Origin of the sequence: Desulfovibrio sp. ZJ746, assembly GCF_011039155.1 — a bacterium.
GTDB lineage: Bacteria > Desulfobacterota > Desulfovibrionia > Desulfovibrionales > Desulfovibrionaceae > Desulfovibrio.
This window is the reverse complement of sequence record NZ_JAAKEK010000002.1, coordinates 355,990-372,408: the sequence shown is the minus strand read 5'-3', so window position 1 is coordinate 372,408 and position 16,419 is coordinate 355,990. Positions and strand designations below refer to the sequence as shown.

The window sequence follows — 16,419 nt, the reverse complement described above, 5'->3', positions numbered from 1 at the left end:
CTGCAACAGGGCGGAAGCCCCGGAAGCCCCGCGTGGGCGGCGCCCCGGGCGGCGCAAGCTTCCCAAAACAAGAAAAACCCCCGGCTATGCCGGGGGTTTTTCTTTACGCGCCGTCGCGCTCAGCGCTGTCCAGCTAGAACAGCTTGCCGCTGAGAACGAGGTCGGTGATCCAGATCCAGAGCGGGCAGAAGCCGATGAAGAGGATGACGCTCAGGGTCAGGGACGAGGTGCCCGTGGCCACATAGGTGTCGTACTCGTCGGCGATGATGATGCCGGAGAAGGCCGGGGGCAGGGCGCAGGCCACGACCAGCATCTTGATGTTCAGCGGGTCCATGGCGCAGAGCACGCCGCCGAGAAGGGCGAGGCCCGGCATGACGATGAGCTTCAGGATGGAGCCCAGGATGGCCTGCCAGTTGATGACCACCTTGATGGACGACAGCGTGATGCCGGCGGAGAACACCGCCATGGAGGCGTTGGCCTTGGCGATGAGGTCAAAGGACGGGCTCGCCCATTCAGGCCACGGAATGCCCACGAGCACCCAGATCACCGCCAGGATGGGCGACCAGGCCACGGGCTGTTCGAGGGCGTGGATGACCGGCACCCAGGCGCTTTCCTTCTTGCCGCCCTTGGGGCCCTTTTCCTTTTCCAGCGAGGCGTTGAGCAGGGAGAGGCCCACCGGGATGCCCACTGCGTTGACCACGATGCCCACGATGGCGACCACCAGGGCCACGGCCGGCGTGGCGCCGAAGATCGGCTCCAGCACGGCGAACCCGAGGAAGCCGATGGTGGGCGAACCGCTGATCAGTGCGGAAACGGCCGCGTCGGCGCCGGTGTTGTTCTTGAAGCAGTACTTGTAGATGTAATATACGGCCATGAAGCAGGCCATGATGACCACAAGCGAGACCAGGGAGAGCTTGAGGTCCTTGTAGAGCATGTCGCGGCTGGCCTGGGCGATGGAGACGAACAGCGCCGCGGGCAGGGCGTAGTCAAGGACGACCTTGTTGAACTTCTTGGAGTCCTCGCCGTTGAAGATGCCCTTCTTGCCGGAGATGTAGCCGGCGAGCATGACTACCACGATCGGCACGATGGCGTACAGGATGATATGTGACATGGGTCCTTCCCCTTGGGGATGCGGGTGAGGTGGAGGGGCCGGGCTCGGACCCGGCCCCGTTTGCGCTAGGCGATGGGATGCTGGAGCGCTTCAGGGTTGAGATAGCCGATGTGGCCGCTTTCCTTGCCGGAGTCCGCGGCAAGCTGCACGTTGATGATGCAGGGCTTTCTGGAGGCGATGGACTCGGTGAGCGCGGCCTTGAGCTCGTCGGGCGTGGTCACGTAGTAGCCCTTGGCGCCGAAGGCCTCGCCGATCTTTTCGTAACGGGCGTTGATGTCCAGCGTGGTGGGCGCCGGGTCGCCGTTGTGCGCCATGTTGACGCCGATGCCGTTATAGATGCCGCCGTTGTTGAACACCACCACCGTGCAGGGCAGCTTGAAGCGGCAGATGGTGGCCACTTCCATGCCGGAGAAGCCGAAGGCCGAGTCGCCCTCAATGGCGACCACGCTCTTGCCGGTGGCAACGGCCGCGCCGACCACGGAGCCCATGCCCATGCCCATGATGGCCCAGGTGGCGCAGTCAACGCGGTGGCGGGGCTTGAACATGTCGATGGTGTCGCGGGTGTCGTCCAGGGTGTTGGCGCCCTCGTTGACGAGGATCACGTCCGGGTTGCCCTCGATGATGGGCTTGATGGCGTTGAGCGCCGCCCAGTGGGTCATGGGCATGTCCTTGGCGTGCGAGGCCAGGCGCTCGGCGAACTTGGCGTTCTTTTCCTTGGTCTCGGCCTGGAGCCCGCTCACCCACGAGGGGTCCATGCTCATCTTGTAGTTGCCGAGCTTCTCGAGGATGGCCGAGACCGAGCTGTCGAGGTCGCCCACCACGGGCGCGGCGATGGGCCGGTTGCAGTCCATCTCGTCCGGGTCGATGTCAAGCTGGATGAACTTGCCTTCCGGGTTCCACTTGCCGTGGCCGCGCGAGAGCAGCCAGTTGAGTCGCGCGCCCACGAGCATGACCACGTCGGCCTTTTCCATGATGGTGGAGCGGCAGGCCAGCGCGCTCAGCGGGTGGTTGTCCGGCATGAGGCCCTTGGCCATGGACATGGGGTAGAAGGGGATGCCGGTCTTTTCCACGAGCGCCTTGATCTTGTCGTCGATCTGGGCATAGGCCGCGCCCTTGCCGAGCAGGATGGCCGGGCGCTTGGCCGAGGCCAGGAGCTTGAGCGCGCGGTCGACGGAGTCGGGCGCGGGGATCATCTTCGGGCACGGGTCAACCGGCGTGAAATACCAGGGCTCGGCCGTCTTGGCGTCCACGATCTGCCCGAGGCAGGGGGTGGTGATGTCAAGATAGACGCCGCCGGGCCGGCCGGAAACCGCCGCGCGGTAGGCGCGGGCCACGGCCGTGGGGATGTCCTTGGGGTCGTTGACGCGGAAGGCGGCCTTCACGAGGCCCTTGGCCACGTTGAGCTGGTCAAGGTCTTCATAGCCGCCCTGGCCCATGTCCACGGGCTCGCGGTCGCTGGAGCCGGAGATCTGGATCATGGGATAGCAGTTGACCGTGGCGTTGATGGTGGCCGTGAGGCCGTTGAGGAAGCCCAGCGAGCTCACCGTGAGGAGCAGGCCCGGCTTGCCGGTGAGGTAGCCGTGCGTGGCCGCGGCCATGCCCGCCTGCTGCTCGAAGCGGAAGCCCACGAACTTGATGCCCTGCTGCTGGCAGAGATAGGCGAAATCCGTCACCGGGATGCCCACAAGGCCGTACATGGTGTCGAGCCCGGCGTTTTTCAGCGCCTTGGCGAGGATATACATACCCGTGATCTGGTCCGGGAAGTGCGGAGCGGCCGCGGAACTTGCTTGCGTCGTCATGTTTTATGCCCCTCTGGGTGCGAAAGATTTACAAAGTCAGGGTGAAAAAGTGCCGGCGGAAAACTCGATGTGGCGGCGGCTCGTGCCGGGGCGGCCGCCCTTGCGTGGAGGCCCGGAAGCGGGGGTGGAGGCTCCCGCTTCCGGGCCTTTTTTTCGCTACGCCTTCTTGAGAGGCTCGGTGGTGCCGTTGGCCGCGAACTTGGCGATGTCCGCGTCGGTGAAGCCGATGCTCTTGAGAACTTCGTCGTTGTTGCCGCCCAGGGTCGGGCAGGGGCCGTAGGTGGGCTGGAAGTTGCTCAGGGTGAAGGGCACGCCCACGGTGACGAAGGTGCCGACCTTGCCGCCGTAGCCGGGCTGGTTGATCTTGACGAGGGTGTTGCCGTCATAGAGGCTCTCGTCGGTCATAATCTCCTTGGTGTTGAGCACCGGGCCCACGGGCACGGCATACTTGGCGAGGTGCTCGGTCACTTCGTACTTGTCGCGCGTGGCAGCCCATTCGCCGATGCGCTTGTAGATGGCCTGCTTGTGCTTGTCGCGCGCGTCGGCGGTGTTGAAATCGGGGTTGGTGAGCCAATCCTGGAAGCCCATGCCTTCGCAGAACTTCTCAAAGCTCTTGGCGTCGCGCTGGATGATGATGTACACGCAGTCGTTGGGGTCTTTCGCGAAGTTCTTGCACTTGTAGGTCCAGCCGAGCACGCCGGAGCCTTCCTGGTTGCCGGAGCGCGGCACATAGTCGCCGAACTTCTGGTCGGGATACTGCGGGAACTGGGTCAGATAGCCGATGCGGTCGAGCGTGAGCTGGTCGCGCGTCTTGATGCGGCAGAGGTTGAGGCAGGCATTGTGCATGGACTGGTACACGAGGCAGCCTTCGCCGGTGTGCTCGCGCTGCACGAGCGCGGCCAAAAGGCCGATGGCGAGGTGCATGCCGGTGTTGGAGTCGCCGAGGGCCGCGCCGCTCTGGGTCGGGATATTGTCCGGGCCTTCCCACCAGCCGGTGGTGGAGGCGGCGCCGGCCGTCACCTGCGCCACGGGCTCATAGGCCTTCAGGTGCGCGAAGCGCGAGGACAGCGGGAAGCCCTTGAGGGTGCCATAGATGCACCGGGGGTTCAGCTTGTGGACCACTTCCCAGGAGAAGCCCAGCTTGTCCATGGCGCCGGGATGGAGGTTTTCCACAAAGATGTCGGCTTCCTTGATGAGGCGCGTCAGGATCTCCTTGCCGTCGGGCGTGGCCGCGTCGAGGCTCAGGGATTTTTTGTTGGAGTTGAGCTGAAGGAAGTAATAGCTCGGGCAGTCCGGGTCGAACTGGAGTTCTTTACGCGTGGCGTCGCCGTGGCCGGGGCGCTCGATCTTGATGACATCGGCGCCGAGCCAGGCGAGCAGCTGGGTGCAGGAGGGGCCGGACTGGACGGCGGTGAAATCGACGATTTTGATGCCTTGCAAAGGAGCGGTGTTCATGGGGTGTCTCACTGGGGTAAGGGTGAAGAGAAAGGTACGTTTCCCCTGCTTGAGCATAAACCTTGCCAAATGAGGGATTTTGCTGCGGGCAAGGATTTGCGGCCAGAAGGAGAAGCAGCGCCCAGGTGGGCCTTGCACAATTTTCAGGCACCCCCGGCCCCCTTACCTGTAAAAAAATTGCGCACCTGTCTAAAAATCAACCAGCGCCAACTCCGCGAAAGGGCAGCGAAAGGTCGGCAAGCTCGCGGCCGGGCGCGGGAGCCCAAAAAAGGTGCCATATCCTGAAGGTTTACGTTGCAAAAATTTTTTTGTACAAGGAGCTGTCCACAAAAATGCCAAAATCGCCGGGCGATACCGGCGGCCCTTCCGGCCGCTCCTCCTCCGGCTCTTGCCCGTTGCCCGGAAAGCCCGATGAAGCGACGCCGCGCCTTTTGCCTCCTCGCCCTGCTCCTCCTGCTGCCCGGCGTTCTGTGGGCGCAAGCCGCCCCGGCCGTGGATTTCAAGCCCCGCGGCCAGTGGATAGCGAGCTTCGGCTACGGCATGAACGGCAAGTTCGTGAAGGACGCGCGCTTCACCGGCTTCAGCCCCGGGCAGGACAATTTCAACGCCCGCGAGAAGGTGGCCCTGCAACTGGACGCCGAGGTCTCGCGCACGCTTTCGGGGAGCCTGTATCTCGACATCGGCGACATCATCTGGGGCCAGCGGGAGAGCGGCGGCGCGCTCGGCGCGGACGGCAACATGGTCAAGGTGGGCAACGCGTTCATCGACTGGTCGCTGCCCACGGCCCCCTTGCGCGTGCGCATGGGCATCCAGGGCATCAAGACGCCGGCCTACGCCTCGGGCAATTCCATTTTTAATGGCAGCGTGGCCGCGGTGGTGGCCAACTGGGCCTTTTCGGAGTGCCTGAGCGTCACCGGCGCCTGGGCCCGGCCCTATAACGATAATGGCCGGGGCCGGAGCGTCCCAGTGTTCGGCGACAATGTGGACGCCTTCGGCCTGCTCGTGCCGCTGCAACTGGAAAAGGCGGGCCTCATCCCCTGGGCGGTCATGGCCGTCATCGAGCCGCATGCCGCGCGCGCCGGGGATGCGGCCTATCCCTTCGGCAATTTCACCGCCATGGGCGGCGACGCGGGCAATTTCCGCGAGGGCATGTTCCCGGCTGGGGGCAGCCGCCACCGCGACTTTTCGGACGCCAACGGCGCCCGCGCCGTGCGCTCGCGCGCCACGGCCTTCTGGGCCGGCCTCACGGGCAAGGCCGACCTGCTCGCGCACCTTCGGGTGAGCTTTGACGCGGAATACGGCGAAACGAGCTGGCAGGACGACCGACGCCTCGACCGGCGCGGCTGGTTCGCCACGCTCTGCGTGGATTCGGAGTATGACTGGGGCATGCCCGGCGTCTACGCCTGGTACGGGAGCGGCGACGACGCCAACCCGGCCAACGGCTCGGAGCGCCTGCCCGCGCTGGACCCGGGCAATTCCATCAATTATTCGCCGCTGGCCTATGACGGCTCGCACTATATCGAGCGCAACGCGCTCATCGGCAACAATCTCGCCGGCACCCTGGGCGTTGGCGTCAGGGCCGCGCACCTGCACCTGTGGGAAAACGTGTCGCAGACCTTTTATTTCAACTATATCCGCGGCACCAACAGCCGGGCCATGGCCCGCAAGATGTCACTTGCTGGGCTGTGGGCCAACGGCATGGCGCTTTCCGGGGCGCAGCCGGGCCCCGGCGCCGACCTCGGCATGCCCAATCTTTACCTCACCCAAGGCGACTTCGCGGTGGAAATCGCCGGCACGGGCCGCTGGCGACTCAGCGAGGGGCTGACGCTCTTTTACAGCGCCGGCTGGATCGGCCTTTCGCAGGACAAGGGCACGGGCGCCTGGGGCGCGCGCCATACGCGCGGCGAGGCCGTCCCCGCCACGGCCAACGCCTGGAACGTGAACCTGAGCTTCATCGCGTCGTTCTGAGGGCAAATGCGGGGACGGCGGAGCGCGGCCCCCCGGAAAGTACCGCAGCCTGGTTCCGGTAAGGCTTTGTTATACTCCCGAGTTGACGTTGCGCCTTTGCTGCCTTCATGACGCCGAAATTATCCGTCAAAAACAGCCTTTTAGGTTCCGGCTGCGTCCGAGAAAAATTTTCTTGGTCGAGTACTTAAGTACACTCCCTGCGAAAATTTTTATCTTCCTTGCCGGAACCTAAAAATCTTATTTTTTAGGATTTTTCCGGCACTCGCATCCGTCTGTCGCTCCGCGCCAGACGGAATTAAGGAATTTCTATCAATTGCGTTCTATAACATACCCTCCGGCAAACGTGCGGCGCACCCCCTCCCGCATCCCCGCCTCTCTCTTTCCCCGGCGCAAGGCTGCCCGGCCCGGCAGCCCGCAAGCCCCTTTGGAGGCTTGACAGCCGGCCCTGGTTTTTCTACATCAAAATTTATGTCGATTGTTATAAAAATAAGGAGAAGAGGATGAAGTTCGCGGAGCCCGTCTACCGCCCGCCCATGGAGGCCAATTCGCTGCTTCTGCCCGTGACCCAGAGCTGCAACTGGAACAAGTGCAATTTCTGCTACAGGCTGAAGGACTACCCCTTTCTCGTCACCACGCCGGACGACCTTGAGCAGGAGATCCTGAGCCAGAGGGCCTTTTATCCGCCGAATACGGACATCTTCCTCGTGGGCTCGAATACTTTTGTGCTGCCTGTCAGAAAATTCCGCGAATTTTTCGCCGTCATCCGCAAATATTACCCCCAAAATTCCTCCAAGACGGGCAAGGTCTCCATGTTCAGCAGGGTCGACGCCATCGCCGACAAGTCGGACGCGGACCTTACGGAGCTGCGGGAGCTGGGCGTGCGCCAGCTCTATGTGGGCACGGAAAACGGCAATGACGACGCCCTTGAGCTCATGAACAAGGGCCACAACGCGGCGGAATCCCTGAAGCAGTTGAAGCGCCTCGACGCCGCGGGCATCGACTACACCGTCTTTTACATCATCGGCATGGGCGGCAAGGGCGCGGGCGAAAAATCGGCCCGCGAGACCGCCGCGTTGTTCAATCGGCTCAAGCCCGTGCGCATCGTCTCCACCGGCATGACCGTGACCGAAGGCACGGGCGCGGCGAAACTCCAGGAAGAAGGCCTTTTCGTCCAGGCCCCGGAGCGGGAAAAGATCGAGGAATTGCGGCTTTTTTTGCAGGAGCTCACCGTGGATACCTTCTATGACGGCATCCACTACCTCAACCCCCTGCACTACCGCTTCCAGACCTCGGACGCGGCGGCGAAGAAAAAGATCCTCACCGACATCGACGCCATCCTCGCCCGATATTCGGAAAGCGAGCTGGAAGCGGCCATCAACCGCCGGCAAATGGAAGAGGACTGCAAGCCCGCGCAACCGCAAAACTGAACGGCGGGAATACCGGGCCTGGCCGGGTATTCCTGAAAGGAGAAGCACGCATGGAAGGGACGCATTTTATCTACCTGGCAGATGTGTTCTGCCCCTGGTGTTACGGCTTCGGCCCGATCATGAAACAACTCGCGGCACAGCACCCGGAGATCCCCGTAAAGGTCGTTGGGGGCAACCTCGTTTCGCGGCCCATGACGCTCGCGGAGGACATGGCCGCCAACCCTGACCTCGTGGACTTCTGGCGCGACGTGGAAAAGACCGTGGGGCGCCCGCTCACCGGGGCCATCGAGGCGGCGCAGGCGGGCAGGGAAGTGCGCATGTATTCCCCCGGCGCGGACGAGATCCTCGTCACCCTGAAGCGCCTGGCCATGGGGCGGGAGCTGGACCAGCTCCTCTGGCTGGAAGACCTGTTCTACCTCAAGGGCGTTGACATGTTCGCGCCGGAAGCGCTGGAGGAGACCGCCGCGCACTGGGGCATCCCCGCGGCCAGGCTGGAAAACGCCCTGGACACCGAGGCGGCGCTCGCCGACACGCGGCGCAACCTTGCCGAGGCGGAGCGGCTGCTGGGCGAGGTGGGCTCGTATCCGAGCGTCTTTCTCGCCAAAGAGAACGACATTTACGCCGTGACGCGGGGCTTTGTCCGCTACGAGACGGCTTCCTCCCGCCTTGCGGATGTCATGCGCGACATGCACATCGAGCCGGCCGAACATGAGGGCTGCTCCTTTGCGGAGGACTGCTCGGCCGGCAAAAGCCGGAAACGGGCCTAGGCCCACGGAGAAATCCGGGCCTCCCATGGGCCGGAGCCTGCCCTGCCGCACCCCGGGGCGGCTCCGGCCTTTTCAGTACCGCTCGGGCAGGGAATGCGGGGGCAGCGCGTTTTCCGGCGCGTCCGCGAGCTTGTCGCGCAGGGAACGGGCCAAGGCGCCCAGGTCGGCGAGCTGGCGCTCAATGGCGTCGAGCTGGGCCTGCTGGGCCGTGAGCGCGCTGTCCAGCTCCTTGAGGCGTTCTTCCTGAAAAAAGGCGGTCTCCTCGAGGCGCGCGATGCGTCCCTCAAGGGCCTCCACGGCCGCGGCGAGCGGGGCGCCCCCGGTGTGCTCAGTGCTGGACATGTGTGCTCCTTGGTGTGCGCGGGGCTTTTCTGCGGCCCGGATTTTCCACGCTCCGTCGCGCGGGACTGCCGGGTTTCTGTTTCTGGCGGCGCGGGCCGTCTTCCTTTCTTTTTCTTGCCCCTTCCGCCCGCCCCATGAGGATGCCGTGCTGCCGCAGGCGCTCGGCGTCGCTGCGGGCCACATATATCTTTTCCCCGGCCTCGTCCCGGCCGCAATAGAACATGGCCGTGGCCACCGTGCCCGGCGTGGGGATGAAACATTGTGTCTGGCGCGGGTTCCAGCCCCGGCGCTTGAGCCAGCGGGCGAGCGCCCGCATGTCGTCGTCCGTGCAGCCGGGATAGGCGCTCATGAGGTAGGGGATGACATACTGCTCGCGCCCGGCGGCCCGGCTTTCGCGCGCGAAAGCCTCGAGAAAGGCGTCGAGCGTGGCCGTGCCCGGCTTGCGCATGCGGCTGAGCACCCCGGGCTCGCTGTGCTCGGGCGCCACCTTGAGCTGGCCGCCCGTGAACTCGCGCGCATAGGCGGCCAGCGCGGCAGGCTCCCTGAGCGCGATGTCGGGCCGCACACCGCTCGCCACCCGCACCGAGGAGACGCCGGGCTGCGCCGCCGCGGCGCGCAACAGCTCCACATGCTCCCTTTGCGGCGTCGCGAAGTGCGGGCAGGGCGCGGGAAAGCAGCAGCTCTTGCGCTTGCAGCCGCCCGGCTTGCCGCCCTTGCCCGAAGGGGCAAGCGCGCAACGCGCCTGCCACATGTTGGCCGTGGGGCCGCCGATATCCGAAATGGCAACGCCCCGGGCGCCGCGCCGGTGTTTGCCACCCGCATGCGCCCGGGCCAGTCCTGCGGCTTCCTCAAGGATGGACGCGGCCGAGCGCGAGCTCACGCGCCGCCCCTGGTGCAGCGCGATGGAGCAGAAGGCGCAGCCGCCCCCGCAGCCCCGGTGGCTGGTGAGGCTCGTGGCCAGCATCTCCGCCGCCGGGATGGGCTCGGTGTAGGAGGGGTGGGCCGCGCGCCGGAAGGGCAGGCTGTAGAGCGCGTCCATCTCCTCCCCGCTGAGCGGCGTGGCCGGGGGCGTAAAGACCACGCAGCGCGAGTCCACCGGCTGATAGGCCCAGGCGTCGCCGGCGTGCACATGGGCTTCCATGGCCTGCGCAAGGCGCAAAAGCTCCACGGGCTCGGCTTCGATCTCCGCATGCGAGGGAAAACGCACCAGCGGCCCTGCCGCCAGCTTTTCGCGCAGGGCGCCGTCTTGCGGCGCTGGATGGCCTTCCGCGTCCAGCTTTTCCAGCCACGCCGTACCGGGGATGCCGCGCAGCGCCGACGCGGCATCCATGTCGCCACGGGCTGCTGCGGCCAGCCTTTGCGCGCAGGCGAGGGTGGCGCGCTCGCCCATGCCCCAGACGATGAGGTCGGCCTTGGCGTCCATGAGCAGGGGGCGGCGCAGGGCGTCGGTCCAGAAATCGTAGTGCGTGGCCCGGCGCAGGGAGGCCTCGATGCCGCCGAGCACCAGCGGCAGCCCCGGGAAGGCTCGGCGCGCCAGGTTGGCGTAGACGAGCGAGGCGCGGTTGGGGCGTTTCCCCGCCACGCCGCCCGGCGTATAGGCGTCGTCATGGCGTTTTTTGCGAAAGGCCGTGTAATGGGCGAGCAGGGAATCCAGCGCGCCCGCGCTGATGCCCGCGAAAAGGCGCGGGCGCCCCATGGCGAGGAGGTCGTCGGGTCTGTCCCAGCGCGGCTGGCAGACGAGGCCGACGCGGAAGCCGTGGCGGATGAGCCAGCGGCCCAAGAGCGCGCAGCCGAAGGCCGGGTGATCCACATAGGCGTCGCCGCTCACGAGCAGCACGTCGATGCCGTCCCAGCCCAGCCGGGCCAGGTCGGCGGCGCTCATGGGCAGGAAGGCGGGCTGCGCAAGGCTCCCCGCGCCGCCCTCTGACGGCGCGGGGAGTTCGGGAAAAGCGGGGAAATCAGTTGCCACTCGGCGGCCGCATGAGGGGGAGGTCCGCGCTGTCCGGCGGCGGGATAAGCGGATCGCCGGGGATATTGTTCAGGCGCGGGGCCGTCTCTGGCTGGGGCATGGCCATGCCCTGCGGCGGCACGCCCGCGGCGTGGCCCTTCATGAAGGCATCCCACTCCACGCGCTCGATGGCGCCGTCGCCATTGCTGTCAATGACAGCAAACGCGCGTTCGGACATGCCGGGCGAAGCCGACTGGAATTCCTCGATGACCACCTTGCCGTCGCCGTTCCTGTCCATGGCGGCGAAGCGGTCAGCCCCCCCGGTATGGGCGGGGGCGTGGGCCGCGTGGCCGGCCTTGTGGGCGCCGGGGGCGGCCATGCCTTCGCCCGTGTGGAAGAAGAGCATGAAACCGGCCAGGATGCCGAGGGCCGTGAGGCGCGTGAAGGCGCCCAGCCGCTGCAGGAGGCCGGGGCCCGAGCTGTGGCCAGAGCTGTGGGTGGTATATGTGCGTTGCATGGGGGGCTCCTTGGTTGTGTGCCGCGCCCGGGAGGGGCACCGGCGGCGGGGGGGTCTTCCGCCCCGTGTCCACTATGCTGCAAAACGCGTGCCTTGTCCAGCGCGGCCCGGGTGTGCCGGACTGCGCGCATGGGGCTTGAGGGCCGCGTGGCTTTGCGGTAGCATCTTCGCGCCCGATCAGTACGGGGGCGGGGGCCGGAGCGGCACGCGCCCGCCCCGCGGAGGCGCGCATGTATGTGATCACCGGCGGCGCCGGCTTTCTGGGGAGCGTGCTCCTCTGGCAGCTCAACAGCCTGGGTCTCACCGACATCATCGTCGTGGACCATCTCGGCGCCGGCCCCAAGTGGGGCAATCTCGTCAAGCGCCGCTACGCGGACTTTCTCCACAAGGACCGCTTCCTCGACCTCGTGCGCCGCGACGCGCTGCCATTCAAGGTGGACGCCCTCGTTCACCTCGGCGCCTGCTCCTCCACCACGGAGGCCGACGCCGACTTCCTCATGGAAAACAATTTCCATTACAGCCGCGATGTCTGCCGCTATGCGCTCGACAAGGGCGCGCGCGTCATCAACGCGAGCTCCGCGGCCACCTACGGCGACGGCAGCCAGGGCTTCAGCGACGATGCCGCGCTCGTGCCGCGCTTGCGGCCGCTCAACATGTACGGCTATTCCAAGCAGCTCTTCGATCTCTGGCTTCTGCGCGAGGGGCTGGCGGACGCGGTGGCGAGCCTCAAGTTTTTCAATGTCTACGGCCCCAACGAGTACCACAAGGGCGACATGGCGAGCGTGGTCATGAAGGCGCATGCCCGCATCCGCGAGACGGGCCGTATGGCGCTCTTCCGTTCGGACGACCCGGCCGTGGCCCACGGCGAGCAGAAGCGCGATTTCGTCTACGCCAAGGACTGCGCGCGGCTCATGGCCTGGCTTCTGGAGAACCCGCGGGTCAACGGCATCCGCAACGTGGGCACGGGCGAGGCGCGCAGCTTCAACGACTTGACCCGCGCGGTCTTCGCGGCCATGGGGCGCGAGCCGGCCATCGACTATGTGGACATGCCCGTGGCCCTGCGAGGCAAGTACCAGGCATTCACCAAGGCGGACATGGCGTGGCTTGCGGAAGTGTCGTGCCCGGTGCGCTTCACGCCGCTGGAAGAGGGTGTGGCGGACTATGTGCGCGCGCATCTCGAGGCGGAGGACAGGTTTTTATAGATTGGCTTGCAATGGGAGGATGGACTTCCGCTATCCCGTCTGGAGCGTAGCGGAAGACGGGTGCTGGTGCCGGAAGAATCCTAAAAAATAAGATTTTTCGGGGCTGGCAAGGAAGATAAAAATTTTCGTAGGGAGTGTACTTAAGTACTCGACCAAGAAAATTTTTCTCTGACGCAGCCAGCACCGAAAAGGCTGTTTTTGACGGATAATTTCGGCATTGGCGTGCAGCAGGAAGCTGGCCCACCCCATCAACCCACGAGCACAACAGGCTTTCCTCAGCATCGGCACGGGCGGCGGCCTAATCTTTCAGGCGCCGCGGCCGATAGAGCAGGCAAAGGAGCCCGGCGGGCTGCGTTTGCATGGCAGGTCTGCCGGGGCAGACCCGGCAGCACCGCGCGGAAACTGGCATCAACGCTGCCCGATTGCCGGGGCGGCAAGAAAGGAAGGCATGGGAGGCTGGTAATGAGCATTGGCAAGAAAATCGGCGGCGGCTTCTGCGCCATCATCTTTTTGACGCTCGTTCTGGGCTTTGTGGCCATTCGCGCCATGAACGAAGGCACCGACGTTTCGGAGAGCATCGCGCATGACCGCATGCCCCGGCTCATCAACTGGAGCGAGCTCCAGAACAATCTCTTGAACGCGGCCTACTGCTCGCGGGCCTATTTCGAGACGGGCGACGAGGCCCAGATCAATCAGGCGTTCGAGCACTTGAAGCTCTACCGGGAAGAGCTCGCGCAGATCAAGCAGGTCAACACCGTCACCTATTACGAAAACACGGGCAAGGCCATCGCCAAGGCGGAAAAGGACATCGTCATCTATGAAGACCTCGTCCGCAAGAACCAGGTGGTCTTCAAGCAGGCCCAGGAAGTGATGGGCAAGATGATGACCTCGGCCGACGAGGCGCTCGCCAAGATCGACCAGCTCATCAAGGTCATGAGCGACGGCCAGATGGCCTCCATCAGCGCCGGCAACCTCAGCGCCGCCATCCAGTATTCCAAGAACATGTCCGCCGCGGCAGACATGTACGCGAGCGTCTCCGGCGTGCTCAAGGACCTCATGAACGCCGAACGCCACAGCGACGTGGCCCAGTTCACCAAGATCGAGGAGCGCCTGGGCACCATCAGCAAGCAGGCCCAGTCCATGTCCGCCAACCTCCAGCGTGAGGAAGGCCGCGAGCTCTTCAACGAGACCATGAAGGAATACAACGAGTTCGCGCGCGACGCCGACGAAGTGGCCGCCCGCATGCGCGAGCTCGCCGCCAGCGCCACGCAGCGCTACGAGCAGCTCCAGGCCATGAGCGCGGATGCTTCCGCCATGGTCGAGCTCACCACCAAGAACACCGAGCAGACCGTCATGGGCGCGGCCAGCAGCCTTTCGGCCTCCACAACGGTGGTGACCATCATGCTGCTCGTGGTGCTGGTGCTCGGCATTATCATCGCCGTCATCATCACCCGCATGATCGTGAAGCCGCTCTCCACCACCCAGGTCTTCGCCCAGGAAGTGGCCGCCGGCCACATGGACAAGGAGCTGGACGTCCACACCACGGACGAGACCGGCAAGCTCGCCGACGCCCTGCGCGCCATGGTGGCCGCGCTGAAGAAGAACATCGCCGAGGCGCACGAGAAGTCCACCCAGGCCGAGAAGGCCACCGAAGAGGCCAAGGCCGCCATGGCCCGCGCCGAAGAGGCCGCCCGCAAGGCCGAGAGCGCCAAGCGCGAGGGTATGCTGGCCGCGGCCAACCAGCTCGAGGGCATGGTCGAGATCATCTCCTCCGCCTCCACCGAGCTCTCCGCCCAGATCGAGCAGTCCGACCGCGGCGCCTCCGAATCGGCCCAGCGCCTGCAGGAAGCCGCCACGGCCATGAACGAGATGAACGCCACCGTGCAGGAAGTGGCCCGCAATGCCGGTTCCGCCTCGGGTGCCTCCAATGACACCAAGGCCAAGGCCGAGGCCGGCGAGCACGTGGTCCAGCAGGTCGTGCAGAGCATCGGCGAAGTGCACGAAGTGTCGCTCCAGCTCAAGGAAGACATGGCCCAGCTCAACGAGCGCGCGCAGGACATCAACCGCATCATGGGCGTCATCTCCGACATCGCCGACCAGACCAACCTGCTCGCCCTCAACGCGGCCATCGAAGCGGCCCGCGCGGGCGAGGCCGGCCGCGGGTTCGCGGTGGTGGCCGACGAAGTGCGCAAGCTCGCTGAAAAGACCATGACCTCCACCCTGGACGTCAGCAACGCCATCCGCGCCATCCAGGAGAGCACGGACAAGAGCATGGGCGCCGTGGACAACGCGGTGCAGCGTATAAGCGAAGCCACCAACCTGGCCAACCAGTCCGGCACGGCGCTGGAGGAGATCGTCGCCACGGTGGAGGCCACCTCCGACCAGGTGCAGGCCATCGCCGCCGCCAGCGAGGAGCAGTCCGCGGCCAGCGAGGAGATCAACCGCTCCATCATCGAGGTCAACGACATGTCCCGCCTGACCGCCGAGGCCATGGCCGAAGCCACCCAGGCCGTGTCCGACCTCGCCAACCAGGCCCACAAGCTGACCGACCTCATCCAGGAGATGAAGAACGCCTAGCCAGTGGCAAGGGCGCAGAAGCAGGGGGCGCGTCCGCAAGGGCGCGCCCCTTTTGCTGGAGCGCCCCCGCGTGGACAGCCGCCCGGGGATGGCATACACATTCCCGGCTTGCCCGTGAGAGCCCGAATGCCCGCGGCGCCCTGGCAAAAGACGCCCGGGGTGGAGGATCGCATGCGTCTTTCAGTGTTGCTGGCCCCCCTGCGCCTCATGGCCGCGCTTGCGCTGCTCGTGCCCCTCGTGGCCGGCGCGCCCCGCGCGGAAGACGATGGCGCCACGGCCCGGGGCCTGTTCACCAGCCTCCCCACGAGCATTTTTGAGACCACGGCCGAGGGCCTTTCCGAAGCCGACAAGCAGCAACTGCTCACCGAGGGGCGCACGGAATTCTGGGAGATCAGCGGTGAAACCCCGGACGTGCTCGTCTTTGCGAGCCTGCCCCTGCGCGACCGGGCCGTGGGCCTCCGGCTCTTCCGCAATACCAGCGACGGCTCCACCGACGTGGCCGTGGGCACGCTCGGCGAGCCCATCTGCACGGTCGAGCTTTGGCGCCAGGATACCTCGGGCCGCATCGTGCCCGTGGACACCCCGCCGGAGCCGGACGCGCGCGAATTTCTCGGCAAGGGCCAGAAGCTCCCCGGGAACGTCATGCCCACGGTGCTCATTTGCCTCGGCCTCGGCGGCCTCAAGGCCGAGCCGGTCTTCTGGAACAGCAAGGGAAGGGTGGACGTGCCGCTGGCCAACGAGGTTTCCTACCAGTGGACGGGCAAGGGCTTTGAAAAGCGCGTGAGCGCCCGCCAAAGCGCGCCTGACTAGGGCCGGCGCGGAGGCCGAAGCAGGGGCGTTCGCGGGCCGCCTCCGCCCCCCGTCAGCCGCAAAAAAGTGGAAAAAGTATTTGACAGCGCATGCCGCGCCGGCTATCTTCTTCAGGCCATGGGGCTGTAGCTCAGTTGGGAGAGCGCTTGAATGGCATTCAAGAGGTCAGGAGTTCAATTCTCCTCAGCTCCACCACTTTTCGAGGGCTTGCGCGAGAGCGCGGGCCCTTTTTCGTTGCAAAGATTTTTTCATCCCTGGCATCAGTCAGAACGCCGCACCGGGAGTGGTGCGGCCTCCGGCATCTCAAGAGCATGCACGGTCGGCACTGGCGCCGCCGCCGCAGAGACAGCGAAGCCCCATAAAAATCCCGCGTTGTCGTGAGGGCGCCCCCAGCGGTTTTTGTTGACCGAAATGTGTGCCCCTGCCGGGGAGTTTTAGGTTTGGGTGGGCAAGTGGGGCCACCCCCGGGGCGTTCCTCCCTCGGGCCGGCGCCCCG

At 65.5% G+C, this 16,419-nt stretch carries 12 protein-coding genes and 1 tRNA gene; 7 read left to right on the top strand and 6 right to left on the bottom strand.

Annotation, left to right across the window (positions count from 1 at the left end; translation table 11 throughout):
* Positions 1–133 precede the first annotated feature (133 nt).
* The 3 genes from G7Y54_RS05980 to frc form a co-directional block, all read right to left on the bottom strand.
* On the bottom strand, positions 134–1,111 hold the full coding sequence (locus G7Y54_RS05980; RefSeq protein ID WP_165078363.1) for an AEC family transporter: 978 nt from the start codon (positions 1,109–1,111) through the stop codon (positions 134–136).
* A gap of 65 nt (positions 1,112–1,176) precedes the next feature.
* Positions 1,177–2,910 carry an oxalyl-CoA decarboxylase gene (gene oxc, locus G7Y54_RS05975; protein WP_165078362.1) on the bottom strand — a complete coding sequence of 578 codons (1,734 nt, stop codon included), beginning with the start codon at positions 2,908–2,910 and terminating at the stop codon, positions 1,177–1,179.
* A gap of 156 nt (positions 2,911–3,066) precedes the next feature.
* Entirely contained in the window at positions 3,067–4,365 is a 1,299-nt protein-coding gene (gene frc / locus G7Y54_RS05970; protein ID WP_165078361.1) for a formyl-CoA transferase, read from the bottom strand.
* Positions 4,366–4,776: 411 nt separating this feature from the next.
* On the opposite strand from frc, the gene G7Y54_RS05965 reads away from it, so the two are divergent.
* From G7Y54_RS05965 to G7Y54_RS05955, 3 genes are all read left to right on the top strand, one after another.
* Positions 4,777–6,333, top strand: a complete 1,557-nt coding sequence (locus tag G7Y54_RS05965) for an outer membrane homotrimeric porin (RefSeq protein ID WP_165078360.1) — start codon at positions 4,777–4,779, stop codon at positions 6,331–6,333.
* 500 nt (positions 6,334–6,833) lie between these two features.
* Positions 6,834–7,760, top strand: coding sequence for a radical SAM protein (locus tag G7Y54_RS05960; protein WP_165078359.1), 927 nt, complete (start codon positions 6,834–6,836; stop codon positions 7,758–7,760).
* A 50-nt stretch (positions 7,761–7,810) separates the two neighbouring features.
* Positions 7,811–8,527 carry a hypothetical protein gene (locus tag G7Y54_RS05955; RefSeq protein WP_165078358.1) on the top strand — a complete coding sequence of 239 codons (717 nt, stop codon included), beginning with the start codon at positions 7,811–7,813 and terminating at the stop codon, positions 8,525–8,527.
* Positions 8,528–8,599: 72 nt separating this feature from the next.
* Here G7Y54_RS05955 and G7Y54_RS05950 read toward each other — a convergent pair whose 3' ends face one another.
* From G7Y54_RS05950 to G7Y54_RS05940, 3 genes are all read right to left on the bottom strand, one after another.
* A complete protein-coding gene (locus G7Y54_RS05950) occupies positions 8,600–8,869 on the bottom strand; it encodes a SlyX family protein (protein WP_165078357.1) in 270 nt (89 codons plus the stop codon).
* On the bottom strand, positions 8,856–10,751 hold the full coding sequence (locus tag G7Y54_RS05945) for a YgiQ family radical SAM protein (protein WP_165078398.1): 1,896 nt from the start codon (positions 10,749–10,751) through the stop codon (positions 8,856–8,858). Before G7Y54_RS05945 ends, G7Y54_RS05950 begins: the two co-directional genes overlap by 14 nt.
* Before the next feature lie 76 nt (positions 10,752–10,827).
* Entirely contained in the window at positions 10,828–11,334 is a 507-nt protein-coding gene (locus G7Y54_RS05940) for an EF-hand domain-containing protein (protein ID WP_241159389.1), read from the bottom strand.
* A gap of 230 nt (positions 11,335–11,564) precedes the next feature.
* On the opposite strand from G7Y54_RS05940, the gene rfaD reads away from it, so the two are divergent.
* From rfaD to G7Y54_RS05920, 4 genes are all read left to right on the top strand, one after another.
* Positions 11,565–12,536, top strand: a complete 972-nt coding sequence (rfaD, locus tag G7Y54_RS05935) for an ADP-glyceromanno-heptose 6-epimerase (protein ID WP_165078356.1) — start codon at positions 11,565–11,567, stop codon at positions 12,534–12,536.
* Between the two features lie 462 nt (positions 12,537–12,998).
* Positions 12,999–15,113, top strand: coding sequence for a methyl-accepting chemotaxis protein (locus tag G7Y54_RS05930; protein WP_241159388.1), 2,115 nt, complete (start codon positions 12,999–13,001; stop codon positions 15,111–15,113).
* Between the two features lie 171 nt (positions 15,114–15,284).
* Positions 15,285–15,923 (top strand): hypothetical protein, encoded by a 639-nt coding sequence (locus G7Y54_RS05925; RefSeq protein WP_241159387.1) that lies wholly within the window; start codon positions 15,285–15,287, stop codon positions 15,921–15,923.
* A 119-nt stretch (positions 15,924–16,042) separates the two neighbouring features.
* Positions 16,043–16,118: transfer RNA gene (locus tag G7Y54_RS05920), tRNA-Ala, on the top strand.
* Positions 16,119–16,419 lie beyond the last annotated feature (301 nt).